20 protein-coding genes are annotated in these 23,145 nt (G+C 73.1%); 18 read left to right on the plus strand and 2 right to left on the minus strand.

The genetic code is table 11. The features are described 5' to 3' along the window. Window positions 1–17: 17 nt before the first annotated feature. From RWE79_RS32500 to RWE79_RS32550, 11 genes are all read left to right on the plus strand, one after another. Window positions 18–890, plus strand: a complete 873-nt coding sequence (locus tag RWE79_RS32500) for a fumarylacetoacetate hydrolase family protein (protein ID WP_475943653.1) — start codon at window positions 18–20, stop codon at window positions 888–890. A 4-nt stretch (window positions 891–894) separates the two neighbouring features. Next, the gene (locus RWE79_RS32505; RefSeq protein WP_475943654.1) at window positions 895–1,743 is read left to right on the plus strand and encodes a fumarylacetoacetate hydrolase family protein; all 849 of its coding nucleotides are present in this window, start codon (window positions 895–897) and stop codon (window positions 1,741–1,743) included. Between the two features lie 145 nt (window positions 1,744–1,888). Beyond that, complete coding sequence (locus RWE79_RS32510; protein WP_475943655.1) at window positions 1,889–2,629, plus strand: GntR family transcriptional regulator; 741 nt, start codon at window positions 1,889–1,891, stop codon at window positions 2,627–2,629. Window positions 2,630–2,778: 149 nt separating this feature from the next. Continuing rightward, complete coding sequence (locus tag RWE79_RS32515) at window positions 2,779–3,684, plus strand: LuxR C-terminal-related transcriptional regulator (protein ID WP_475943656.1); 906 nt, start codon at window positions 2,779–2,781, stop codon at window positions 3,682–3,684. Window positions 3,685–3,796: 112 nt separating this feature from the next. Continuing rightward, window positions 3,797–5,515, plus strand: a complete 1,719-nt coding sequence (locus tag RWE79_RS32520) for an AMP-binding protein (protein ID WP_475943657.1) — start codon at window positions 3,797–3,799, stop codon at window positions 5,513–5,515. A gap of 69 nt (window positions 5,516–5,584) precedes the next feature. Further along, window positions 5,585–6,772, plus strand: coding sequence for an NAD(P)/FAD-dependent oxidoreductase (locus tag RWE79_RS32525; RefSeq protein WP_475943658.1), 1,188 nt, complete (start codon window positions 5,585–5,587; stop codon window positions 6,770–6,772). Beyond that, window positions 6,769–7,080, plus strand: a complete 312-nt coding sequence (locus RWE79_RS32530; RefSeq protein WP_475943659.1) for a (2Fe-2S)-binding protein — start codon at window positions 6,769–6,771, stop codon at window positions 7,078–7,080. The genes RWE79_RS32525 and RWE79_RS32530 overlap by 4 nt, the downstream gene beginning before the upstream one ends. Next, window positions 7,070–8,470 (plus strand): FAD-dependent oxidoreductase, encoded by a 1,401-nt coding sequence (locus RWE79_RS32535; RefSeq protein ID WP_475943660.1) that lies wholly within the window; start codon window positions 7,070–7,072, stop codon window positions 8,468–8,470. The genes RWE79_RS32530 and RWE79_RS32535 overlap by 11 nt, the downstream gene beginning before the upstream one ends. 22 nt (window positions 8,471–8,492) lie before the next feature. Beyond that, a complete protein-coding gene (locus RWE79_RS32540) occupies window positions 8,493–9,398 on the plus strand; it encodes a dihydrodipicolinate synthase family protein (RefSeq protein ID WP_475943661.1) in 906 nt (301 codons plus the stop codon). A gap of 19 nt (window positions 9,399–9,417) precedes the next feature. Then, the gene (locus RWE79_RS32545; protein WP_475943662.1) at window positions 9,418–10,419 is read left to right on the plus strand and encodes a proline racemase family protein; all 1,002 of its coding nucleotides are present in this window, start codon (window positions 9,418–9,420) and stop codon (window positions 10,417–10,419) included. A 57-nt stretch (window positions 10,420–10,476) separates the two neighbouring features. Next, window positions 10,477–11,184, plus strand: coding sequence for a GntR family transcriptional regulator (locus RWE79_RS32550; protein WP_475943663.1), 708 nt, complete (start codon window positions 10,477–10,479; stop codon window positions 11,182–11,184). A gap of 9 nt (window positions 11,185–11,193) precedes the next feature. Here RWE79_RS32550 and RWE79_RS32555 read toward each other — a convergent pair whose 3' ends face one another. Together RWE79_RS32555 and RWE79_RS32560 are read right to left on the minus strand one after the other, a co-directional pair. Continuing rightward, the gene (locus tag RWE79_RS32555) at window positions 11,194–11,544 is read right to left on the minus strand and encodes a cupin domain-containing protein (RefSeq protein ID WP_475943664.1); all 351 of its coding nucleotides are present in this window, start codon (window positions 11,542–11,544) and stop codon (window positions 11,194–11,196) included. A gap of 54 nt (window positions 11,545–11,598) precedes the next feature. Beyond that, window positions 11,599–12,342 (minus strand): TetR/AcrR family transcriptional regulator, encoded by a 744-nt coding sequence (locus RWE79_RS32560; RefSeq protein WP_475943665.1) that lies wholly within the window; start codon window positions 12,340–12,342, stop codon window positions 11,599–11,601. Window positions 12,343–12,510: 168 nt separating this feature from the next. On the opposite strand from RWE79_RS32560, the gene RWE79_RS32565 reads away from it, so the two are divergent. From RWE79_RS32565 to kdpB, 7 genes are all read left to right on the plus strand, one after another. Beyond that, the gene (locus RWE79_RS32565) at window positions 12,511–13,953 is read left to right on the plus strand and encodes an APC family permease (RefSeq protein ID WP_475943666.1); all 1,443 of its coding nucleotides are present in this window, start codon (window positions 12,511–12,513) and stop codon (window positions 13,951–13,953) included. Window positions 13,954–13,988: 35 nt separating this feature from the next. Continuing rightward, a complete protein-coding gene (locus RWE79_RS32570; protein WP_475943667.1) occupies window positions 13,989–15,647 on the plus strand; it encodes an amidohydrolase in 1,659 nt (552 codons plus the stop codon). A 96-nt stretch (window positions 15,648–15,743) separates the two neighbouring features. Continuing rightward, window positions 15,744–18,335: an ATP-binding protein gene (locus RWE79_RS32575; RefSeq protein ID WP_475943668.1), complete on the plus strand. Its 2,592-nt coding sequence runs from the start codon at window positions 15,744–15,746 to the stop codon at window positions 18,333–18,335. Beyond that, window positions 18,332–19,015, plus strand: a complete 684-nt coding sequence (locus RWE79_RS32580; RefSeq protein ID WP_475943669.1) for a response regulator — start codon at window positions 18,332–18,334, stop codon at window positions 19,013–19,015. The genes RWE79_RS32575 and RWE79_RS32580 overlap by 4 nt, the downstream gene beginning before the upstream one ends. Window positions 19,016–19,293: 278 nt before the next feature. Further along, the gene (gene kdpF / locus RWE79_RS32585; RefSeq protein WP_475943670.1) at window positions 19,294–19,383 is read left to right on the plus strand and encodes a K(+)-transporting ATPase subunit F; all 90 of its coding nucleotides are present in this window, start codon (window positions 19,294–19,296) and stop codon (window positions 19,381–19,383) included. Beyond that, a complete protein-coding gene (gene kdpA / locus RWE79_RS32590) occupies window positions 19,383–21,047 on the plus strand; it encodes a potassium-transporting ATPase subunit KdpA (protein WP_475943671.1) in 1,665 nt (554 codons plus the stop codon). The genes kdpF and kdpA overlap by 1 nt, the downstream gene beginning before the upstream one ends. Then, window positions 21,047–23,143, plus strand: a complete 2,097-nt coding sequence (gene kdpB, locus RWE79_RS32595; protein ID WP_475943672.1) for a potassium-transporting ATPase subunit KdpB — start codon at window positions 21,047–21,049, stop codon at window positions 23,141–23,143. Before kdpA ends, kdpB begins: the two co-directional genes overlap by 1 nt. The last annotated feature ends 2 nt before the right edge of the window (window positions 23,144–23,145 follow it).

A 23,145-nucleotide genomic window follows, 5' to 3' on the forward strand; every position in this document is an offset into this window, starting at 1 on the left:
CAGTTAAAGGAGGTCGGATGAAGCTGGTGACATTTGACGAGGGGCTCACGGGGCGCATCGACGGCGACACCGTCGTCGAGCTCGACGTGCCGTCGACCCGTCAGTTCTTCGAACAGGAAGGCCGGGTGGCCGAGACCGGCCGGAGCTTCCCGCTGGCCGGTGTGCGGCTGCGGGCGCCCATCGTGCCCAAGAAGTTCTTCCACACGGCCGGGAACTTCCGGGAGCACCACGAGGATCTGGTCCGTGTCGACTGGTCGCATCCGGTCAACAAGGGGATCGTGTTCTTCCAGAACGTGGACGCGATCATCGGTCCCGAGGATGCGATCGTCTACCCGGAGAGCCTGACCCGGGAGCTGGACTACGAACTCGAACTGGCCGTCGTCATCGGCAGGCCCGGCAAGTTCTTCTCCGCCGAGCAGGCCGTCGAGCACATCGCCGGGTATCTGGTCTTCAACGACATCACCGCCCGTGACATCCAGCGCGAGGAGATGGAGTCGGGGGTGTTCTCCTTCTCCAAGGCCATCGACACCTTCTGCCCCATCGGCCCGTACATCGTCACCGCCGACGAGATCGGGGATCCGCACGACCTCGACATGGAGCTGCGGGTCAACGGGGACGTGCGCCAGAAGTCCAGCACCTCGCGGATGTCGGTGTCGATCCCGCAGCTGGTCGCCTACCACTCACCGCAGACCTACAGCGCGGGGGACATCATCACCACCGGCACCATCGCCGGTGTCGCCGCGAGCACCGGGGACCCCTTCGCCAACTACCTCAGGCCCGGCGACGTCGTCGAGGCCGAGATCGAGGGCCTGGGCGTCCTGCGCAACCGCGTCGTCTCCTGGCAGGAGGCGTACGGAACCCCGGCGCCCCCCGCCCGGCAGTGGGTGTGACGGGATGCGGATCGTCAATCTCGCCGGACGCGCCGCCCTGCTGGCCGGGGACGGTGTCATCGACGTGGCGCTCGGCAGCGGCGGCCGGTTCCTCGCCGACCCCCGGGCGGTGTTCAGGCGCTGGGACGAGCTGCTGGCGTGGTCGGCGGAGGCCGACCACGCCCTGGCCCGTCCGTACGAGCCGGCCGCGCTGCTCAACCCGGTGCCCGAGCCGCGGCAGGTCTTCGCGGTCGCCCTCAACTACCGTCCGCACACCGCCGAGGCGGGCTACGAGGAACCGGCCGAGCCGCTGGTCTTCACCAAGTTCCCCAGCTGCCTCACCGGCCCCTACGCGACGGTCGGACTGCCGCCCGGCCATGTCGACTGGGAGCTGGAGATGGTCGCCGTCATCGGCCGCGAGGCCTACCGGGTGCCCGAGGAGAAGGGCTGGGAGCCGGTCGTCGCGGTGACCGCGGGTCAGGACCTCTCCGAACGGATCACGCAACTCGCCGGCCGCCCGGCGCAGTTCTCCCTCGGCAAGTCCTTCCCCGGCTTCGGCCCGGTCGGGCCCGCGCTGGTCAGCACCGACGAACTGACCGACCGCGACGACCTGGAACTGACCTGCGAGCTCAACGGCAAGGTCGTCCAGCACGACCGCACCTCCAACATGATCTTCCCCGTGGCGCGACTGGTCGCCCACCTCAGCGCGATCTGCCCGCTGCGCCCCGGCGACCTCATCTTCACCGGCACCCCGGCAGGGGTCGGCAACCGCCGCACACCACCCCGCTTCCTCACCCCTGCCGACACCCTGGTCAGCAGGATCGGGGGCATCGGTGAGATGCGGCACCGGTTCCGCACCGCGAGGGGGGAGTAGAGGGGGGCGGCCGGGAGCAGCAGCCCGCCGGGTGAGCCGGTAGCCTGGTGCTGCCGTGTTACCGGCCCACACATCCCCCCGTTTAGTGTCGACAGAATTGCCATTTCTGTGAGTTCTGTGCGGATTCTCATGCGATACTGTCGACATGACCGATCATGACACGCATGTGGTGCTGGAACGGCTGCTGCGGCTGCGGGATCGGCGCGAACCCCTGGTCGCGCAGATCGCCGAATGGGTGGGCGCGGGGATCATCGAGGGCCGGCTGCAGCCCGGCGAGGACCTCAACAGCGTCGACCTGTCACGGCAGTTCAACACCAGCCGCACCCCCGTGCGCGAGGCGCTGATGCTGCTGGAGCAGGAAGGCCTGGTCGAGATGAAGGCCCGCCGTCGCCCCCGGGTCGCGGCCCCCTCCCTGCAGGACATCCGCGACATCTACCAGGTGCGCCGGCAACTGCTGTCGATGCTCGCCGCGCTGCTCGTCGAGCGCGCCGACGACGAGCACATGGCCGGTCTGCGGGCCGAGGTCGTCCGGATGCGCGAGCTGGCCGACGCCGGTGACGTGGACGCGTACTTCTGGAGCCACGTCCACCTCCAGGAGCGGATGACCGAGATCGTCGGCAACGCCACCCTCAAGCAGATCCTCGACTCGCTGGCGCTGCGCACCCTGATGCTGCGCCATCTGAGCCTGACCCGCCCCGGCCGCCTCGCCTACAGCGTCGACGACCAGGAACGGCTGATCCAGGCCTGCGAGGAGCGCGACGCCGAGCTGGCGTCGGCGCTGATCGCGGGGGCGACCGTACGGGCCCTGCGGGCGGTCGAGGAGCAGCTGGAGGCGGATGCCCCGGCCGTGGTCAAGCCGTCCCGCAGGCGCCGTGCCACCGCCTGACCCCCGGCGGCGGCCGCCGCTCACGCGGCCAGGAGGGGCACCGGGCTCTGCGAGCGGATGACCGAGGCCGTTCCCCCCGCGGAGACGCCCTCGACATCTCCTGGACGCCGTGCCACGGTAGCTCCGGGTGACGTTGGTGTGAGGTTCGGGTGACGTTCGGGGTGGTCGGCGTGGTCGCTGCGGTCAACGACGGATGGGCGGACGCGGTCGGCGGCGCCCTCACACAGCTCGTCGATGTCGCGGGCATGGACGTCGCCTTCGGGGCGCGGGTCATGGCCGACGGACAGCGGATGGTGATCAGCCAGCTGCGCGGCGCGCGCACCACCGAGCTGCAGGACCTGGTCGTACTCAGGGGCACCGGGCTGGGCGGCAAGGCGATGGCGCTCAACCGGCCGGTCACCGTCACCGACTATCTGGCGGCCGGCGGGATCAGCCACCAGTACGACCCACCGGTCCAGCGCGAGGGCCTGCACGCCATGCTCGCCGTGCCGGTGGTGACCGCCGGCCGGGTCAGCGGGGTCTGCTACGCCGCGCTGCGCCAGCGGCTGGACATCGGCGAGCGCGTCCAGCGGCTGGCCGTGTCCGTCGTGCGCAGGACCGAGGAACGCCTCGCCGCCGAGCAGCAGGCCCGCCGGATCGCCCCGCCGCCGGCCGACAGCCGGCTCCGCGACACCTACCGCGACCTGGGATCGGTCCTGGCCCGGGTCCACGACCCGGCGGTGCGGGCCGAACTGGAGGCCATCCGCCGCAGACTGGTCGCCGACGGGGCCGGCCCCGCAAGCGGCATCGGCCCCGTAAGCGGCATCGGCACGGGACACGGCATCGGCGCGGAAAGCGGCGACGCGCCCGCCCCGGCCCCGGCCGCGCTCTCCCGCCGCGAGCGCGAGGCCCTGCGCTGCGCCGCCCTCGGCCTGGCCAACGCCGAGATCGCCGAACTGATGGGCCTGTCCCCGGGCACCGTCAAGGCGTATCTGCGCAGCGTCATGCGCAAGCTCGGCAGCCGCAACCGCATGGAGGCGGTCAACACCGCCCGCGCCATGGGCTACCGGCTCTGACCCGTGCCGGCTCCGGCCTCGCTGGTCACGCCGGTCGTCCCGGGACGACTACCCCCGAAAGGCAGTAGCGGCCCGGCGCCCCGTCGGCGACGCTGACGGAGACCGTCCGGTCATGTCTCAACGGGGAGGCGTACGCGTCATGGTTACCGAGCTGAGTTACGACGCGGGGGCCACGGCCACACCGCTCCTGACGGACACCATCGGCGGGAACTTCGCCCGCACCGTGCGGCTCCACGGGGACCGCGAGGCCCTGGTGGACCGGCCGGCCGGCCGCCGGTGGACGTACCAGGAGCTGGCCGCCGAGGTCGAGGCGCTCGCCCTGGGGCTGCTGGAGCTGGGGATCCGCACCGGCGACCGGGTCGGCATCTGGGCCCCCAACCGCGCCGAATGGGTGGTCACCCAGTACGCCACCGCCCGGATCGGCGCGATCCTGGTGACCGTCAACCCGGCCTACCGGGGCCATGAACTGGAGTACGTACTCAACCAGGCCGGCGTGCGCATGCTGATCGCCGCCGCCGCGCACAAGTCCTCCGACTACGCCGCGATGATCGCCGAGGCACGGCCCCGGTGCCCGCGGCTGGAACATGTGGCGCTCCTCGGCACCCCGCGGTGGCACGCCCTGCTCGGCGGCGGCCGGGCGGCCGCCCCCGAGGCCCTGGCCGCCCTCGCAGCCGTCGAGAGCGCCCTGAGCGCCGACGACCCGATCAACATCCAGTACACCTCGGGCACCACCGGCTTCCCGAAGGGCGCCACCCTCTCCCATCGCAACATCCTCAACAACGGCTTCTTCGTGGGGGAGTTGTGCGGCTACACCGAGGCCGACCGGATCTGCGTCCCGGTGCCGTACTACCACTGCTTCGGCATGGTGATGGGCAACCTCGCGGCCACCAGCCACGGCGCCTGCATCGTCATCCCGGCGCCCGCCTTCGAGTCGAGGGAGACGCTGCGGGCCGTCCAGGACGAGGCCTGCACCGCGCTCTACGGGGTGCCGACGATGTTCATCGCGGAACTCGCCGAGCAGGACTTCGACTCGTACGACCTGTCCTCGCTGCGGACCGGCATCCTCGCGGGCTCGCCCTGCCCGGTCGAGATCATGAAGCAGGTCATCGAACGGATGGGCATGGCCGAGGTGACCATCTGCTACGGCATGACGGAGACCTCGCCGGTCTCCACCCAGACCCGCGCCGACGACCCGGTGGAGCGGCGGGTGTCCACCGTCGGCCGGGTGCACCCGCATGTGGAGGTCAAGGTCGTCGAGCCGGCCACGGGACGGACGGTGCCCAGGGGTACCCCCGGTGAACTGTGCACGCGCGGCTACTCGGTGATGCTCGGCTACTGGGAGCAGCCCGAAACCACCGCGGAGGCCGTCGACGGCGAGGGCTGGATGCACACCGGTGACCTCGCGGTGATGGACGACCAGGGCTATGTCGGCATCACCGGACGGATCAAGGACATGGTGATCCGCGGCGGCGAGAACATCTACCCGCGCGAGATCGAGGAGTTCCTGCACACCCACCCCGACATCGTCGACGTCCAGGTCATCGGTGTGCCCGACGACCGGTACGGCGAGGAGGTCATGGCCTGGATCCGGATGCGCGAGGCGGCGCGGCCGCTGACCCCCGAGTCCGTGCGGGCGTTCTGCTCCGGGCGGCTCGCGCACTACAAGATCCCGCGCTATGTGCACCTCGCCGAGGAGTTCCCGATGACGGTCACCGGCAAGATCCGCAAGGTGGAGATGCGCAGGGAGTCGATCGCGCTGCTCGGTATCAAGGAGCCGGACGAGCCGGGCGAGCCGGGTGAACCGGGCGAGGCGGGCGAACCGGGGGTCTGAGCGGGGCGGCCCGCCCCGGCAGCCGTACAACTCCTGGTCCGGGCCTGAGGCATGTGACATATTACTGTCATGGCCAGTGAACCGGTCAGCGATGTCGTGGTCGTCGGCGCCGGAATGGTGGGCGCCGCCTGCGCCCTGTACGCCGCCCGCGCCGGGCTGACGACCCTGGTGGTCGACCGCGGCCCGGTGGCCGGCGGTACCACCGGCTCCGGCGAGGGCAACCTGCTGGTCTCCGACAAGGAACCCGGCCCCGAACTCGAACTGGCCCTGCTCTCCGGACGGTTGTGGCGCGAACTGGCCGCCGAGGAGGACCCCGGGCCCTCCTCGTACGAGTACGAACCCAAGGGCGGCCTGGTCGTCGCCCCCGGCCCCGGCGGGCTGCGCGCCCTGGCGGACCTCGCCGCGCGGCAGCGGCTCGCCGGTGTCGACGCCGTGCCCGTGCCGGGCGACGCCCTCCACGACCTGGAGCCCGCTCTCGCCCCCGGGCTCGCCGGCGGCGTCCACTACCCGCAGGACGCCCAGGTCCAGCCCGCGCTGGCCGCGGCCGGGCTGCTGCGTGCCGCCCGGCGGGCCGGCGCCGGACTCCGCACCGGGACCGCCGTCACCGGCCTGCTGCGGGACGCCGGGGGCCGGGTGCGGGGCGTCGTCACCGACCGGGGGGAGCGGCTGCCGGCCGGCGCGGTGGTCAACGCGGCCGGCACCTGGGGCGGCGAGGTGGCCGCGCTGGCCGGCGTCCGGCTCCCGGTACTGCCCCGGCGGGGCTTCGTCCTCGTCACCGAGCCGCTGCCGCCGGGCACCGTCCGGCACAAGGTCTACGCCGCCGGCTATGTCGCCGACGTCGCCAGTGACTCCGCCGCCCTCCAGACCTCCGCCGTGGTCGAGGCCACGGCGGCCGGTCCCGTCCTGATCGGGGCCAGCCGCGAACGGGTCGGGTTCGACCGCACCTTCTCCCTGCCGGCCGTCCGGCGGCTCGCGGCCCAGGCCGTCGCCCTGTTCCCGTTCCTGGCCCGGGTGGCCGCACTGCGCGGCTACCCCGGCTTCCGCCCCTACCTGCCCGACCACCTGCCCGCCATCGGCCCCGACCCGCGCGCCCCCGGCCTCTTCCACGCCTGCGGCCATGAAGGCGCCGGCATCGGCCTGGCCCCCGTCACCGGCCTGCTGCTCGCCCAGTGCCTGGCCGGCCGGACCCCGGCGCTGGACCTCGCCCCCTTCCGGCCGGACCGCTTCCCGAACGTCCCGGAGGAGGGCCCCCGTTGAGCCGTCCGCGTCATCCCCTCCGGCTGGTCCGGGCCCGGCCCGAGGCAGCGTTCACCGTTGAGTTCGACGGGCGCGAGATCACCGTCCTGCCGGGCCGGACCGTCGCCGCCGCGCTGTGGTCGGACGGCACCCTCGCCTGGCGTGCGACGCGGGTACGGGGCGAGCCGCGCGGGGTCTTCTGCGGCATCGGGATCTGCTTCGACTGCCTGGTGACCGTCAACGGTGTTCCCAACCAGCGGGCCTGCCTGGTCGTCCTGGCGCCGGGGGACGTGGTCCGTTCGCAGGAGGGCACCGGTCATGACCGCTGAGGTGACGCTGGCCGTGATCGGAGCGGGTCCCGCCGGGCTGGCGGCGGCGGTCGCGGCGGCTGACGCCGGGGTTCGGGTGACGTTGCTGGACTCGGCCCCCGAGGTGGGCGGGCAGTTCTGGCGCGGGCCCGCCCCGGCCCTGGGCGCGCGACGGCCCGGGGCGCTGCACCATGCCCGGCGCACCTGGGCGCGGCTGCGGGCACGGCTGGCCGGGCATGTCGCCGACGGCCGGATCACCCACCTGGCGGACCGTCATGTATGGCTGGTGGAAAGCGGGTTCACCGTCCACGCGCTGCGCGGCCGGTTCCTGGACGCCGCCGAGGCGGTCACCGCCGACGCCGTGCTCCTGGCCACCGGCGGCTACGAGAAGGTGCTGCCCTTTCCCGGCTGGACCCTGCCGGGGGTGCTCACCGCCGGCGGCGCCCAGGCCATGCTGAAGGGCGGACTGGTGCTGCCCGGCCGGACGGCGGTCGTGGCCGGGACCGGGCCCCTGCTGATCCCGGTGGCCGCCGGGCTCGCCGCCGCCGGGGCCCGGGTCGCCGCCCTGGCCGACGCGGCGGACCCGCGTGCCTTCCTGCGGCGTCCGGCGGTCCTCGCCCGGCACCCGGGCAAACTCGCCGAGGGCGCGGCGTACGCGGCCCGGCTGGCCCGGCACCGGGTCCCCCTGCGCAGACGGCACCAGCTCGTCGCGGCCCACGGCACCGACCGGGTCGAGGCCGTCACCCTCGCGGGCCCCGGCGGGACCCTGCTGCGGATCGCCTGCGACACCCTCGCCGTCGGGCACGGGCTGCTGCCCCACACCGACCTCGCCGACACCCTCGGTGCCCGGCTGGACGGCGGGGACGGCGGGGACAACGGGGACGGCGGGGCGGTCGCCGTCGACGACGAACAGCGCACCGGCGTCGAGGGACTGTGGGCGGCCGGTGAGGCCACCGGCGTCGGCGGCGCCGGTCTCGCCCTCGCCGAGGGCGAGATCGCCGGCCGCTCGGCCGCCGCCCGGCTGCGCGGCCGCGCCCCCGACCCGGGCGGCCTCGCCGGCCCCCGCCGGGCCCGCCGCCGCCACCGGGAGTTCGCCGCGCTCCTCGACGTCGTCTACCCGCCCCCGGCCGGCTGGGCGGAACGCGTCACCGACGACACCGTCGTCTGCCGCTGCGAGGACGTCCCCGCCTCCGCCGTGCGCCGGGCCGTCGCCGACCTCGGAGCCGGCGACCTGCGTACGGTCAAGCTGCTGACCCGCGCCGGCATGGGCTGGTGCCAGGGCCGGATCTGCGCCCCGGGGGTCGCCGCCGTCGCCGGCTGCCCGGCCGCCCCCGCCCACCGCCCCCTCGCCCGGCCCGTGCCCCTCGCGGTGCTGGCCGGGGAACCGCCGGACGAGCACCACGCCCCATGACCCGCAACCAGAGAGGCCGCAGATGACCACTCCCTCCGACCACCGTCCCTGGCGGGGCGTCCTGGTCGCCACCGCGCTCCCGCTCCGCGACGACGACGACCGGTCCATCGACTACGACGCCTACGCCGCGCACTGCGCCTGGCTCGTCGACAACGGCTGCGACGGCGTCGTCCCCAACGGCTCGCTCGGCGAGTACCAGGTACTGACGCACCGGGAGCGGGCGAAGGTGGTCGAGACGGCGGTGGCGGCGGTCGGCGGCGCCAGGGTGATGCCCGGTGTCGCCGCGTACGGCTCGGCGGAGGCCCGCGGATGGGCCGAGCAGGCCGCGGCGGCCGGCTGCGGGGCGGTGATGCTGCTGCCGCCCAACGCCTACCGGGCGGACGGACGTTCGGTGCTGGCGCACTACGCCGAGGTGGCGAAGGCCGGGCTGCCGGTGGTCGCGTACAACAACCCGCACGACACCAAGGTCGACCTGGAACCGGAGATGCTGGCGCGGCTGCACGCCGAGGGGCACATCCACGCCGTGAAGGAGTTCAGCGGCGATGTGCGCCGCGCCTACCGGATCGCCGAACTCGCCCCCGGACTGGACCTGTTGGCAGGTGCGGACGATGTGCTGCTGGAGCTGGTCACCGCGGGGGCCCGGGGCTGGGTGGCGGGCTTCCCCAACGCACTGCCCAGGGCCTCGGCCGCGCTGTTCCGGGCGGCGGTGGCGGGGGACCTGGCCACGGCGCTGCCGCTGTACCGGACGCTTCACCCGCTGCTGCGCTGGGACTCGCGCACGGAGTTCGTGCAGGCCGTCAAGGTGTCGATGGACGTCGTCGGCCGTCCCGGCGGGGCCTGCCGGCCGCCCCGGGTGCCGCTGCTGCCGGACCAGGACAGGGCCGTACGGGCCGCGACCGAGAAGGCCGTCGCCGACGGCCTGGCCTGACCCCGGAGGGAGACCGCACATGCGCAGCACACTGGTCCTGCACGCCGTGGACTCGCACACCGAGGGCATGCCGACGCGGGTGGTCACCGGCGGCATCGGCACCGTGCCCGGCGCGACGATGAACGAGCGCCGGCTGTACTTCCGCGAGCATCTGGACCACATCCGCACCTTCCTGATGGACGAGCCCCGGGGCCATGCCGCGATGAGCGGGGCGGTCCTCCAGCCGCCGACCCGGCCGGACGCGGACTACGGCGTGATCTACATCGAGGTCTCGGGCTACCTCCCCATGTGCGGCCACGGCACGATCGGGGTGGCGACCGTCCTCGTCGAGACCGGCATGGTCCCGGTGACGGAACCGGTCACCACCGTCCGGCTGGACACCCCGGCCGGGCTGGTCGTCGCCGAGGTCGCGGTCCGGGACGGCGTGGCCGGGTCCGTGACGCTGGCCAACGTGCCGTCGTTCAGTGTCGGCCTGGACCGTACGGCGACCCTCTCCGACGGGCGCACGGTCACCTACGACCTGGCCTACGGCGGCAACTTCTACGCGATCCTCCCGCTCGACGCCTTCGGCCTGCCCTTCGACCGGGCCCGCGGGGACGAGATCCTGGCGGCCGGACTGGCCCTCATGGACGCCGTCAACGCCGGGGAGCCGCCGGTCCATCCGCAGGACCCGAGCATCCGGGGACTCAAGCATGTCGCGCTGCTCGCGCCGGGTTCCACGGCCGGCCGCTCCCGGCACGCGATGGCGATCAGCCCCGGCTGGTTCGACCGTTCCCCCTGCGGTACGGGAACCAGCGCCCGGATGGCACAGTTGCACGCACGCGGTGAACTGCCCCTGCACCGGGACTTCGTGAACGAGTCCTTCATCGGGACGGCCTTCACCGGGCGGCTCGTCGGCACCACCGAGGTGGCCGGCCGGCCCGCGGTCCTGCCCACCGTCACCGGCCGGGCCTGGATCACCGGCACCGCCCAGTACCTTCTCGACCCGGCCGATCCCTTCCCGGCCGGCTTCACCCTCTGAGCCCCACCCTCACCGGCCGTCCCTCACCGGCCGTCCCTCACCACCAAGGACCAGCGCATGGCTCACGAACCCGCTCTGCCCAGCCTCGGCGGAGCGCGCCCCAGTTACCGCGAGCGCGTCGCCGAAGCCCTGTACGCGGCCCTCGTCGCGGGCGAGTTGCGGCCCGGACATGTCTACTCCGCGCCCGCCCTGGCCGCCCGCTTCGGGGTGTCGGCCACGCCGGTGCGCGAGGCGATGCTGGACCTGGTCAAGGAGGGACTGGTCGAGGCGGTGCCCAACAAGGGCTTCCGGGTCACCGCCCTGTCCGAGCGCGGGCTCGACGAGTACACGCACATCCGCGCCCTGATAGAGATCCCCACCGTGACCGGGCTCGCCGCGACCGCCGGCCCGGCCGCCCTGGAGGCGCTGCGGCCCGCCGCCCGGGACATCGTCACGGCGGCCGCCGCCGGTGACCTCATCGCCTATGTGGAGGCCGACCGGCGTTTCCACCTCCGGCTGCTGGCCCTGGCGGGCAACGCCCATCTGGTGGAGGTCGTCGACGGCCTGCGCAAGCGCTCGCGGCTGTACGGGCTGGAGGCCCTGGCCGAGCGCGGGCTGCTGGTGGCCTCCGCCGAGGAGCACATCGAGCTGCTGGACGCCCTGCTCACGCGCGACGCCGACGCCGTGCACGCCGTCATGACCCGCCACATAGGACACGTCCGGGGCCTGTGGGCCCATCAGGAACCGGAGCCGGAAACGGAATCGGAGCCGGGCCCGGCCGGCTGACGCCCGCCGTCAGCGCGCGAGCGTGATCGCGTACGCCTTGCGCAGCGTCTCGTGCACCGTCCATGTCGTGCGGTCGCCCTCGCGCAGCACGGCGAGATCCCCCGGGCCGACGTGGAGCGTGGGGCCGCCCTCGACCTCGATCGTGGCACGGCCGCTGACCACGACGAACAGCTCGTCGGCCTCGGTGTCGGTGACGACGCCGGGGGTGATCTGCCAGACGCCGCGGATCTGCCGGCCGTCCTGGGACTCCCAGACCACCCGGCCGGACACCTCGGGCGCACCGGAGACGATCTGCCCCGGGTCGAGGGGATCGAGCTCCAGGTCGGCGTCGGGTATGTGCAGGGCGAAGCTCTCGGTCATGGGCCGACCCTAGCCGTGCCGGACCGTACCCGGACGCGACAGGGTGTGCCGGATTCAGGGGGCGGGCTGACACTCCGTAGCGCGGCCGGCCGGCAGCCGGGGCGCGCGGCTCTCCAGTGCGGACAGCAGCAGCTCGACGGCGTCGTCGAAGGCGCTGCCGGCCATCAGGGGCAGCCGGTCACGGACCGCGTACAGCGCCGGGTGGGACTCGGCGGTCACCGCCCGGTAGGCCTCCGTCCAGGCCTGGTCGTCGGCCTCCCACTGGTGGCGGGGCAGCGCCGTACAGGCCGCGTCCAGGGCCGCGTGCCCCAGCACCGTGTCGATGAACGCGTGATAGAGCCGTACCGCCTCGGCCGGTTCGAAACCGGCCCCCAGCAGGATGCCCACCCCGGCCTCGACGGCCCGGATCTCGTGCTCCCGGCGTGTGACGCGGTACGCGGCCAGGGCGGCGGCGCGCGGATGGGCGAGGTACCCCTGCCGGACCCGGGTCGCCATCTCGCGGAGCGAGGCACGCCAGTCCGGGCCGGGGGTGAAGCCGCGCATCGCGTCCCCGATGATCCGGTCGGCGATGGCCAGCAGCAGGTCGTCGGTGCCGCGGAAGTAGCGGTAGACCGCGCTCGGGTCGCAGCCGAGCGCCGCGCCGAGGCGGCGGACGCTCAGGGCCTCGGGACCGTGGCCGCCGATCAGCCGGAGCGCGGTCTCCACGATCAGGTCCTCCGACAGCAGCACCCCCGAGCGGGTGGGGCGGCGGCGCCTGCGCTCGGCGGGGACCCGTTCGGGGCTCGGGCTGCTGGTCATCGGATCCTCTTCACCTGTGGTCAGCGGCGGGCCGGACCGCCAGTGAAGAGCGGCCGCGCCCTTATGTCAACAGCATTGACGCAACAAGAACGGCCGTTGTTTCATCACAGCCATCCCGCACGGCTCTTCCTCCCCGGCCCGTCCCTCTCTTCAGTGAGGAGCCCACCCATGAGCACCACCCCCAGCACCGACCGGCCCGACCGGCCCGCCGGGCCCGCCGGGCCCGCCGGTAAGCTGCGCCGCTCGCTCGGCGTCGTCGACAGGCCGGTCGTCCTGCTGCTCGGCTTCCTGCCGGTCCTCGGCATCGCCGGCGCCTACACCCGGCTCAACCGCTCCGAACCGAACTGCGGCAACGGCTACGTCCGGGTCGGCAGGACCCTCGGCCCCTGGCCCGGCTTCCTGACCGGCTGGGTCACCACGGCCGGCACCGTCGTCTTCCTCGCCTACACCACCGCCATCACCGGCTCCGTGGTGCTGGCCTTCGCCAACAAGGCCGGCTGGACCGAGTTCGCCGGGATCGCCCTGGACCCCGGCTCGACGGTCACCACGACCCTGGTGGGCATGGTCGTACTCACTGTCGTCACCGTCCTGGCGGTCACCGGGGTCCGCTCGGCCACCCGGCTCCAGGCGGGGCTGCTGGTCTTCGAGTACGCCGTCCTGCTCACCTTCTGCGCCGTCGCCGTGGTCACCGGCGACCACCCGGTCTCGCTCGCCTGGTTCGACCCCTTCCGGATCCACAGCGGTACCGGCTTCGCGCAGGGCCTGGTCCTGGCGGTCTTCTTCTTCTGGGGCTGGGAGTCCGCCTTCAGCGTCACCGAGGAGACCCGCGGCCCCGCCGACTCCTCCCGGGGCGGACTGATCGCGCTGTTCGCCATGCTCGGCCTGTTCCTCTTCGCGTCCATCGCCTTCCAGCGGGAGATGAGCCTGACCGAGCTGATCGAGAACGGCCCGCGGGCCCTGCCCTACCTGGGTGCCAAGCTCACCGACGAGCCCTGGGCCGGCCTGCCGCTGCTCGCCCTGATGTTCTCCGCCGTGGCCTCGCTCCAGGCCAACGTCATCCCCACCGCCCGCGGACTGTTCGCCATGGGCCGGGACCGCACCATGGGGCAGGCCTGGACCCGCGTCCATCCCCGCTACGGCACCCCCGCCCTCGGCACCGTCATCCTGATGTCCGTCTCGGCGGCCATCGCCCTGCTCGCCATGGCCATCCCCCGGCTCAGCGACATGCTGCTCGCCGCCGTCAACTCCGCCGGACTGCTGGTCGCCCTCTACTACGGCCTCACCGCGCTCGCCTGCGCCGTACGCTTCCGCGCCGAACTGCGCGCCGGGGTCCGCGCCGCCCTGCTCGCCGTGGTCGTGCCCGCCGTCAGCGGCCTGTTCCTGCTGGGCACCGGGGCGTTCCTCGGCTACACCTACCTCACGACGAGCGACCACTTCGAACTCTCCCCGGACAACGGCTGGTTCATGTTCGCGCTGCCCGCCGTCACCGTCCTGAGCGGCCTGGCCATGGCGGCCGTCGCCAAGTACGTCCGGCGCTCGCCCTACTTCATCACCGGGCGCGGCACCGACGCCGACTCCCTGACCCTGCCCATGGACCGTACGGTCGCCTGACACCCCGTACCACCCCCGCGAGGAGAGCTCCGCCCATGTCCCACCCCAAGGCCGACCTGGTGTTCACCGGCGGCCCCGTGCACACCGTCGACGCCGCCCGCAGCCGGGCCACCTCCGTGGCGGTGCGCGCCGGACGCGTCGTCGCCGTCGGCCACGACGAGATACACGGACTCGTCGGCCCCCGCACCGAGGTCGTAGACCTGGCCGGACGGCTGCTGCTGCCCGGCTTCCAGGACGCCCACGTCCACCCGCTGGCCGCCGGCCTGGAACTCGGGCAGTGCGACCTCACCGGCAGCACCGACGCCGACGAGTACCTGCGGCGCGTCGCGGCCTACGCCGCCGCGAACCCCGGCACGGCCTGGATCAGCGGCGGCGGCTGGTCCATGGAGGCCTTCCCCGGCGGCACCCCGACCGCCGCCCTGCTCGACGCGGTGGTCCCCGACCGCCCGGTCTTCCTCCCCAACCGCGACCACCACGGCGCCTGGGTCAACTCCCGCGCCCTGCGGCTCGCCGGTGTCGACGCGGCCACCCCCGACCCCGCCGACGGCCGTATCGAGCGCGACCCGGACGGCAACCCCACCGGCATGCTCCAGGAAGGAGCCGTCCACCTCGTCGGCCGGCTGCTCCCCGCGCCCACCCCCGCCGAGCAGACCGCCGCCCTGCTGCGCGCCCAGAGCCTGCTGCACTCCCTCGGCGTCACCGCCTGGCAGGACGCCATCGTCGGCAGCTACGCCAACATGTCCGACCCCACCGCCGCCTACCACGCCGCCGCCGACGCCGGCCTGCTCACCGCCCGCGTCACCGGCGCCCTGTGGTGGGACCGTGACCGCGGCGCCGAGCAGATCCCCGGACTCGTCGCCCGCCGCGAGCAGGCCGCCCGCGGCCGCTTCCGCGCCACCAGCGTCAAGATCATGCAGGACGGCATCGCCGAGAACGGGACCGCCGCCATGCTCGGCCCCTACCTCGACGGCCACGGCTGCCCCTGCGCCTCCGGCAACAGCGGCCTGAGCTTCGTCGAGCCCGGCGCGCTGAGGAGTTACGTCACCGAACTCGACGCCGCCGGTTTCCAGGTCCACTTCCACGCCCTCGGCGACCGCGCCGTACGCGAGGCACTGGACGCAGTCGAGGCGGCCCGCACCGCCAACGGCCCCCGCGACACCCGGCACCACCTCGCCCACCTCCAGGTCGTCCACCCCGAGGACGTACCCCGCTTCCGGGCGCTGGGCGCCACCGCCAACCTCCAGGCCCTGTGGGCCGCCCACGAACCCCAGATGGACCTGCTCACCCTGCCCTTCCTCACCCCCGAACGGGCCGCCCGGCAGTACCCCTTCGCCGACCTGCTCCACTCCGGCGCCACCCTCGCCGCCGGCAGCGACTGGCCGGTCAGCGACCCCGACCCCTTCGCAGCCCTCCATGTGGCCGTCAACCGCCGCCTCGCCGGGCCCGACGCCGACCCCCGGCCCTTCCTCCCCGGCCAGCGCATCGACCTCGGCGCCGCCGTCGCCGCGTACACAGCGGGCAGCGCGTACGTCAACCACCTCGACGACACCGGCAGCATCGCCCCGGGCAACCTCGCCGACCTCGTGGTCCTGGACCGTGACCCCTTCGCCGGGCCGCCGCAGGACATCGCGGGCACCCGCGTCCTGCAGACCTTCGTCGGCGGCGAACGGGTCCACGCGGCCCCGGACGCCTGACCACCCCGGGCCGGAGGCGTCAAGACCGCGTCAAAGTGGCCGCCGCCTCCGGCCCGAAGTCCTGTTCGTCCCGGTCGGCGGCCATAGGGTTGCCCCATGGCACGAGGCACGCTGCGTATCTACCTCGGGGCCGCACCAGGCGTCGGCAAGACGTACGCGATGCTCTCCGAGGCCCACCGCCGGCTGGAGCGGGGCGCCGACGTGACCGTCGGCTTCGTCGAGCACTACGGGCGGCCCCGCACCGAGGAACTCGTCCACGGCCTGGAGGTGATCCCGCTGCGGGAGCTCCCCTACCGGGGCACCTCCTTCACCGAGATGGACGTGGACGCCGTCCTGGCCCGCGCCCCGCAGATCACCCTGGTGGACGAGCTGGCGCACACCAATGTGCCGGGCTCGCGCAACGCCAGACGCTGGCAGGACGTCGAGCAGCTCCTCGCGGCGGGCATCGACGTGATCTCCACCGTCAACATCCAGCACCTGGAGTCCCTGGGCGACGTCGTGGCGGCCGTCACCGGCGTGCCCCAGCGCGAGACCGTCCCCGACGAGGTGGTGCGCCGCGCCGACCAGATCGAGCTGGTCGACATGTCGCCCGAGGCGCTGCGCCGCCGCATGGCGCACGGCAACATCTACACCGCCGACAAGGTCGACGCCGCCCTGTCGAACTACTTCCGCCCCGGTAACCTCACCGCGCTGCGCGAACTGGCCCTGCTCTGGGTCGCCGACCGGGTCGACGAGTACCTGCGCCGTTACCGGGCCGAGCACGGCATAGGGGAGGTCTGGCAGGCCCGCGAACGCATCGTGGTCGGCCTCACCGGCGGCGCCGAGGGCGGCACCCTGATACGCCGCGCCGCCCGGCTGGCGGCCAAGGGCTCCGGCGGCGAGATCCTCGCCGTGCACATCGACAGCGGCGACGGGCCGGCCGCGGGCGGGCCGCCCGGCCGGTCGCGGGGCCGCGCCCACCGGATCCCGATCCTCCCGCCGCGCGGATCGGCCGCCCGGACCCTCGCCGTCCAGCGCACCCTCGTGGAGGACCTCGGCGGCTCCTTCCACCAGGTGATCGGCGAGGACGTGCCCACCGCCCTGCTGGACTTCGCCCGGGGCGTCAACGCCACCCAGATCGTGCTGGGCACCAGTCGCCGCAAGGCCTGGCAGTACGTCCTGGGGCCCGGCGTCGGCGCCACCGTCGCCCGCGAGTCGGGCCCCGACCTGGACGTCCACATCGTCACCCACGAGCAGGCCGCCAAGGGCCGCGGGCTGCCCGTCGCCCGCGGCGCCCGGCTCGGCCGGACCCGGGTCGTCGGCGGCTGGCTGGCCGGGCTCGCCGGGCCGGTGCTCCTCACCCTGCTGCTGATCCACTCCGCGATCGGCCTCCCCGCCGACATGCTGCTCTTCCTGACCTGCACGGTGGCCACCGCGCTGCTCGGCGGGCTGTTCCCGGCGCTGGCCTCGGCGCTGCTCGGCTCGGCCCTGCTGAACTGGTACTTCACCCCACCGGTCCGCACCTGGTCCATCGCCGACCCGCAGAACATCGTCGCGCTGGTGGTCTTCGTGACGGTGGGGGCCTCGGTGGCGTCGGTGGTCGACCTCGCCGCCCGCCGCACCCAGCAGGCCACCCGGCTGCGGTCCGAGGCCGAGACGCTCTCCCACCTCGCCGGGAGCGTGCTGCGCGGCGAGCACTCCCTCGACGACCTCCTGGAACGGCTGCGCGAGACCTTCGCGATGGAGTCCGTCGCCCTGCTCGAACGCGACACCGCCCCCGGCGCCACCTGGACCCGGGTGGCCTCAGCCGGCCCCCCGGCCACCACCCGGCCGGAGGACGCCGACGTCGAGGTCGCGGTCAGCGACCGGCTCTCGCTCACCCTCGTCGGCCGGGTGCTGCCCGCCTCCGACCAGCGGGTGCTGTCCGCGTTCGCCGCCCAGGCCGCCGTCGCCCTGGACCGGCAGCGGCTGGCCGACCAGGCCGAACGGGCCCAGCGGCAGGCCGAGGGCAACCGCATCCGCACCGCGCTGCTCGCCGCCGTCTCGCACGACCTGCGGACCCCGCTCGCCGCCATCAAGGCCTCCGTCAGCTCGCTGCGCTCCGACGACGTGGCCTGGTCCCCCGAGGACGAGGCGGAGCTGCTGGAGGCCATCGAGGCGGGCGCCGACCGACTGGACCACCTGGTCGGCAATCTGCTCGACATGTCACGGCTGTCCACCGGCAGCGTCACCCCGATCATCCGGGAGACCGACCTCGACGAGGTGGTGCCGCTCGCCCTGGCCGGGGTACCGGACGGCAGCGTCACCCTCGACATACCCGAGAGCCTGCCCATGGTCGCCTCCGACCCCGGGCTGCTGGAGCGCGCGGCGGCCAACGTGGTGGAGAACGCCGTCAAGTACAGCCCGCCCGGCACCCTCGTCCTGGTCGCCGCCAGCGTCCTGCGCGACCGAGTGGAACTGCGGGTCGTGGACCGCGGCCCCGGGGTGCCCGACGAGGCGAAGGACACCATCTTCGAACCCTTCCAGCGGTACGGGGACCGGCCGCGCGGCAGCGGCGTCGGACTCGGCCTCGCCGTCGCCCGTGGCTTCACCGAGGCCATGGGCGGCACCCTGACCGCCGAGGACACCCCCGGCGGCGGTCTCACCATGGTCCTCACCCTCCGCGCCGCCCGCGCGGAGCAGCCCGTGCTCCAGAAGGGACTCACATGAACCGGGTGCTCGTGGTCGACGACGAGCCGCAGATCGTCCGCGCGCTCGTGATCAATCTCCGGGCCCGCAAGTACGAGGTCGACGCCGCCCAGGACGGTACGACCGCGCTGCGCCTGGCCGCCGCCCGCCACCCCGACGTGATCGTCCTCGACCTCGGCCTGCCCGACATGGACGGCGTCGACGTCATCCGGGGCCTGCGCGGCTGGACCCGGGTGCCCATCATCGTGCTGTCCGCCCGCCAGACCTCCGACGAGAAGGTGGAGGCCCTCGACGCCGGCGCCGACGACTACGTCACCAAGCCCTTCGGGATGGACGAACTCCTCGCCCGGCTCCGTGCGGCCGTCCGCCGCGCCGCCCCGGCGGGGCCGGAGGACGGCGCCTCCGTGGTGGAGACCGACTCCTTCACCGTCGACCTCGCCGCCAAGAAGGTCAACCGTGACGGCGTCGACATACGCCTGACGCCCACCGAGTGGCACCTGCTGGAGGTCCTGGTCCGCAACACCGGCCGGCTGGTCACCCAGAAGCAGCTGCTCCAGGAGGTCTGGGGACCCTCCTACAGCACCGAGAGCAACTATCTGCGGGTCTACACCGCCCAGCTGCGCCGCAAGCTGGAGGCCGACCCCTCCCGCCCCCGGCACTTCATCACCGAGCCGGGCATGGGCTACCGCTTCGAGCCCTGAGCGGGCCGGCGCCTGAGCGGGCCGGCGCCTGAGCGGGCCGGCGTCAAGAGGCCGTCAAGGAGCGGGGGGTCCGCGTCAAGGGGCCGCCAACGGGGGCCGCCGGGGGCCGTGACCGGGGTTTCGATGGGTGTGCCGGGTTCCACCGGCTGCCGGGTTCCACCGGCACACGTCGCGCCGACCCACCGGGGTGTGTCCCACATGCAAGATCTGGCCTTCATCGTCCTGACCGTCGTGGTCTTCGCCGTCATCGGCCTGGTGGCCAAGGGGGCGGAGCGGCTGTGAGCGTCGAAAACGTCGTCGGACTCGTCGTCGCGGTGGCCCTGGTCGGCTACCTCGTGGTGGCGCTGATCCTCCCGGAGAAGTTCTAGTGAACGACACCCTCGCGGGCTGGCTCCAGGTCCTCGCGCTGATCGGCGCCCTGGCCCTGACGTACCGGCCGCTGGGCGATTTCATCGCCCACATCCTCACCGCGCCGAAGCACCTGCGCGCCGAGCGCGTCGTCTACCGCCTCGGCGGCGTCGACGGCGACGCGGACCAGCGCTGGCCGGTGTATCTGCGCGGCGTGCTGGCCTTCTCCGTGGTCTCCGTGCTCTTCCTGTACGGGTTCCTGCGCCTGCAGAACCATCTGCTGCTCTCTCTCGGCATGGCACCGATCGCGCCGGGCCAGGCGTTCAACACCGCCGCGTCCTTCGTCACCAACACCAACTGGCAGTCGTACTCGGGCGAGTCGGCGATGGGCCACCTGGTGCAGATGGCGGGCCTGGCCGTGCAGAACTTCGTCTCCGCCGCCGTGGGCATAGCCGTGGTCGCCGCCCTGATCCGGGGCTTCACCCGCAGGCACACCGACCGGGTCGGCAACTTCTGGGTGGACCTGACCCGGGTGGTGCTGCGGCTGCTGCTGCCGCTGGCGTTCGTCTTCGCGATCGTCCTGGTCGCGGCCGGGGTGGTGCAGAACTTCCACGGCATCGAGTCGATCACGACCATCGCCGGCGGCCACCAGAGCCTGACCGGCGGGCCGGTCGCCTCGCAGGAGGCCATCAAGGAACTGGGCACCAACGGGGGCGGCTTCTACAACGCCAACTCCGCCCACCCCTTCGAGAACCCCAACGCCTTCACCAACTGGCTGGAGATCTACCTGCTGCTGGTGATCGCCTTCTCGCTGCCGCGCACCTTCGGCAGGATGGTCGGCGACCACCGGCAGGGCTACGCGATCGTGGCCGTCATGGCCCTGATCTGGGCCTCCTCGGTGGCCCTCGTCACCGCCAACGAGCTGCACAGCGTCAGCAGCCAGGCCGGACACCTGGCCGGCGGCATGATGGAGGGCAAGGAACAGCGGTTCGGCATCTGGGCGTCCGCGCTGTTCGCGGTGTCGACGACGCTCACCTCGACCGGTGCCGTCAACTCCTTCCACGACTCGTTCTCGCCGGGCGGCGGCGGCATGACGATCTTCAACATGATGCTGGGCGAGATCGCCCCCGGCGGCACCGGCTCCGGCCTCTACGGCATCCTCGTGCTGGCGATCATCGCGGTGTTCGTGGCCGGCCTGATGGTCGGACGCACCCCGGAGTACCTGGGCAAGAAGCTCGGCGGCCGGGAGATGAAGTTCGCCTCCCTGTACATCCTGACCACCCCGGCGATCGTGCTGGTCGGCGCCGGGCTCGCGATGGCGCTGCCCGGTGAGCGGGCCGGCATGCTCAACACCGGCGCCCACGGCTTCTCCGAGGTGCTGTACGCCTTCACCTCCGCCGCCAACAACAACGGCTCGGCGTTCGCCGGCATCTCCGTCAACACCGACTGGTACAACACCGCGCTCGGGCTGGCCATGCTGCTCGGCCGTTTCCTGCCGATGGTGTTCGTCCTCGCCCTGGCGGGGTCGCTGGCCGGGCAGCGGACGGTGCCGGTCACAGCGGGCACGCTGCCCACCCACCGCCCGCAGTTCGTCGGTCTGCTGACCGCCGTGATCATCGTCGTCGTCGGCCTCACCTACTTCCCCGCTCTCGCGCTGGGGCCGCTCGCGGAAGGCCTGTCCTGATGTCCCTGACCACCGTCGAACCCCCCGCCACATCGGGCAGCGGTCCGTCCGCACCGCAGCAGCACCGGGTCTCGGGCGGCATGCTCGACCCCAAGCAGCTCATCACCTCCCTCCCGGACGCCTGCCGCAAGCTCGACCCCCGGGTGATGGTGAGGAACCCGGTGATGTTCGTGGTCTGGATTGGGGCGGTCCTGACCACCCTGTCGGCCGTCAAGGACCCGTCGGTCTTCGCCTGGGTGATCACCGTCTGGCTCTGGCTCACCGCGGTCTTCGCCAACCTCTCCGAGGCCGTCGCCGAGGGCCGGGGCAAGGCACAGGCCGACACCCTGCGGCGTACCAGGACCGACACCGTCGCCCGCCGGCTCACCGGCACCGGCGAGGAACAGGTGCCGGGCGCCCAACTGCGGCTGGGCGACCTGGTGGTCGTCGAGGCCGGCCAGACCATCCCCGGTGACGGCGACGTCGTGGAGGGCGTGGCCAGCGTCGACGAGTCGGCGATCACCGGCGAGTCGGCCCCGGTCATCCGCGAGTCCGGCGGCGACCGCAGCGCTGTGACCGGCGGTACGAAGGTGCTGTCGGACCGTATCGTCGTGAAGATCACCTCCAGGCCGGGGGAGACCTTCATCGACCGCATGATCGCCCTGGTCGAGGGCGCCGCCCGGCAGAAGACACCCAACGAGATCGCCCTGAACATCCTGCTGGCCTCACTCACCGTCGTCTTCCTGCTGGCCGTCGTCACCCTCCAGCCGTTCGCGATCTACGCGGGCGCCGAGCAGACCATCGTCATCCTGGTCGCCCTGGTGGTGGCGCTGATCCCGACGACCATCGGCGCGCTGCTCTCCGCGATCGGCATCGCCGGCATGGACCGGCTGGTGCAGCGCAACGTCCTGGCGATGTCCGGCCGCGCGGTGGAGGCCGCCGGTGACGTCAACACCCTGCTGCTCGACAAGACCGGCACGATCACCCTCGGCAACCGGCAGGCCTCGGAGTTCATCCCGGTCGGCGGGGTGAACGCCGACGACCTCGCCGACGCCGCCCAGCTGTCCTCGCTGGCCGACGAGACCCCCGAGGGCCGCTCGATCGTGGTCCTGGCCAAGGAGAGCTACGGGCTGCGCGCCCGTACCGAAGGCGAGCTGGGCCACGCCGAGTTCGTGCCCTTCACCGCCCAGACCCGGATGTCCGGGGTGGACACCGCCGGGCGCCGGGTCCGCAAGGGGGCCGCCTCGGCCGTCCTGGCCTGGGTCACCGAACACGGCGGCCGGGCGCAGGAGGAGGCCGGTACCGTCGTGGACGGCATCGCGGCGGCCGGCGGCACCCCGCTGGTGGTCGCCGAACACCGCGACGGGCAGGGCGCCCGGGTGCTGGGCGTCATCCACCTCAAGGACGTCGTCAAGCACGGCATGCGCGAACGCTTCGCGGAACTGCGCCGGATGGGCATCCGTACGGTCATGATCACCGGCGACAACCCGCTGACCGCCAGGGCCATCGCCGAGGAGGCGGGCGTCGACGACTTCCTCGCCGAGGCCACGCCCGAGGACAAGATGGCGCTCATCAAACGGGAGCAGGCGGGCGGCAAGCTCGTCGCGATGACCGGTGACGGCACCAACGACGCCCCGGCGCTTGCCCAGGCCGACGTCGGCGTGGCCATGAACACCGGCACCTCGGCCGCCAAGGAGGCCGGGAACATGGTGGACCTGGACTCCGACCCGACCAAGCTCATCGAGATCGTCGAGATCGGCAAGCAACTGCTGATCACCCGGGGTGCGTTGACCACCTTCTCCATCGCCAACGACGTCGCGAAGTACTTCGCGATCATCCCCGCGATGTTCGCCACCGCCTACCCGGGCCTGGACAAGCTCAACATCATGGGCCTGCACAGCCCGACCTCGGCGATCTCCTCCGCGATCATCTTCAACGCGCTGATCATCATCGCGCTGATCCCGTTGGCCCTGCGCGGCGTCCGCTACCGGCCCATGAGCGCCGACAAGCTGCTCAGCCGCAACATCTGGGTCTACGGCCTGGGCGGCCTGGTCCTGCCGTTCGTCGGCATCAAACTCATCGACCTCGTCGTGCGGTTCATCCCCGGACTCAGCTGAGA

The sequence above is a fragment of the Streptomyces sp. RLA131 genome (genome assembly GCF_056270125.1).

What these genes read in the sequence shown, in the direction of transcription:
- RWE79_RS32510 (WP_475943655.1), top strand. Translation starts at nt 1,889, where the DNA reads ATGACCGATCATGACACGCATGTGGTGCTGGAACGGCTGCTGCGGCTG.
- RWE79_RS32520 (WP_475943657.1), top strand. Translation starts at nt 3,797, where the DNA reads ATGTCTCAACGGGGAGGCGTACGCGTCATGGTTACCGAGCTGAGTTAC.
- RWE79_RS32550 (WP_475943663.1), top strand. Translation starts at nt 10,477, where the DNA reads ATGGCTCACGAACCCGCTCTGCCCAGCCTCGGCGGAGCGCGCCCCAGT.
- RWE79_RS32525 (WP_475943658.1), top strand. Translation starts at nt 5,585, where the DNA reads ATGGCCAGTGAACCGGTCAGCGATGTCGTGGTCGTCGGCGCCGGAATG.
- RWE79_RS32580 (WP_475943669.1), top strand. Translation starts at nt 18,332, where the DNA reads ATGAACCGGGTGCTCGTGGTCGACGACGAGCCGCAGATCGTCCGCGCG.
- RWE79_RS32505 (WP_475943654.1), top strand. Translation starts at nt 895, where the DNA reads ATGCGGATCGTCAATCTCGCCGGACGCGCCGCCCTGCTGGCCGGGGAC.
- RWE79_RS32555 (WP_475943664.1), bottom strand. Translation starts at nt 11,544, where the DNA reads ATGACCGAGAGCTTCGCCCTGCACATACCCGACGCCGACCTGGAGCTC.
- RWE79_RS32500 (WP_475943653.1), top strand. Translation starts at nt 18, where the DNA reads ATGAAGCTGGTGACATTTGACGAGGGGCTCACGGGGCGCATCGACGGC.
- RWE79_RS32575 (WP_475943668.1), top strand. Translation starts at nt 15,744, where the DNA reads ATGGCACGAGGCACGCTGCGTATCTACCTCGGGGCCGCACCAGGCGTC.
- RWE79_RS32560 (WP_475943665.1), bottom strand. Translation starts at nt 12,342, where the DNA reads ATGACCAGCAGCCCGAGCCCCGAACGGGTCCCCGCCGAGCGCAGGCGC.
- RWE79_RS32570 (WP_475943667.1), top strand. Translation starts at nt 13,989, where the DNA reads ATGTCCCACCCCAAGGCCGACCTGGTGTTCACCGGCGGCCCCGTGCAC.
- kdpB (WP_475943672.1), top strand. Translation starts at nt 21,047, where the DNA reads ATGTCCCTGACCACCGTCGAACCCCCCGCCACATCGGGCAGCGGTCCG.
- RWE79_RS32540 (WP_475943661.1), top strand. Translation starts at nt 8,493, where the DNA reads ATGACCACTCCCTCCGACCACCGTCCCTGGCGGGGCGTCCTGGTCGCC.
- RWE79_RS32565 (WP_475943666.1), top strand. Translation starts at nt 12,511, where the DNA reads ATGAGCACCACCCCCAGCACCGACCGGCCCGACCGGCCCGCCGGGCCC.
- RWE79_RS32535 (WP_475943660.1), top strand. Translation starts at nt 7,070, where the DNA reads ATGACCGCTGAGGTGACGCTGGCCGTGATCGGAGCGGGTCCCGCCGGG.
- RWE79_RS32545 (WP_475943662.1), top strand. Translation starts at nt 9,418, where the DNA reads ATGCGCAGCACACTGGTCCTGCACGCCGTGGACTCGCACACCGAGGGC.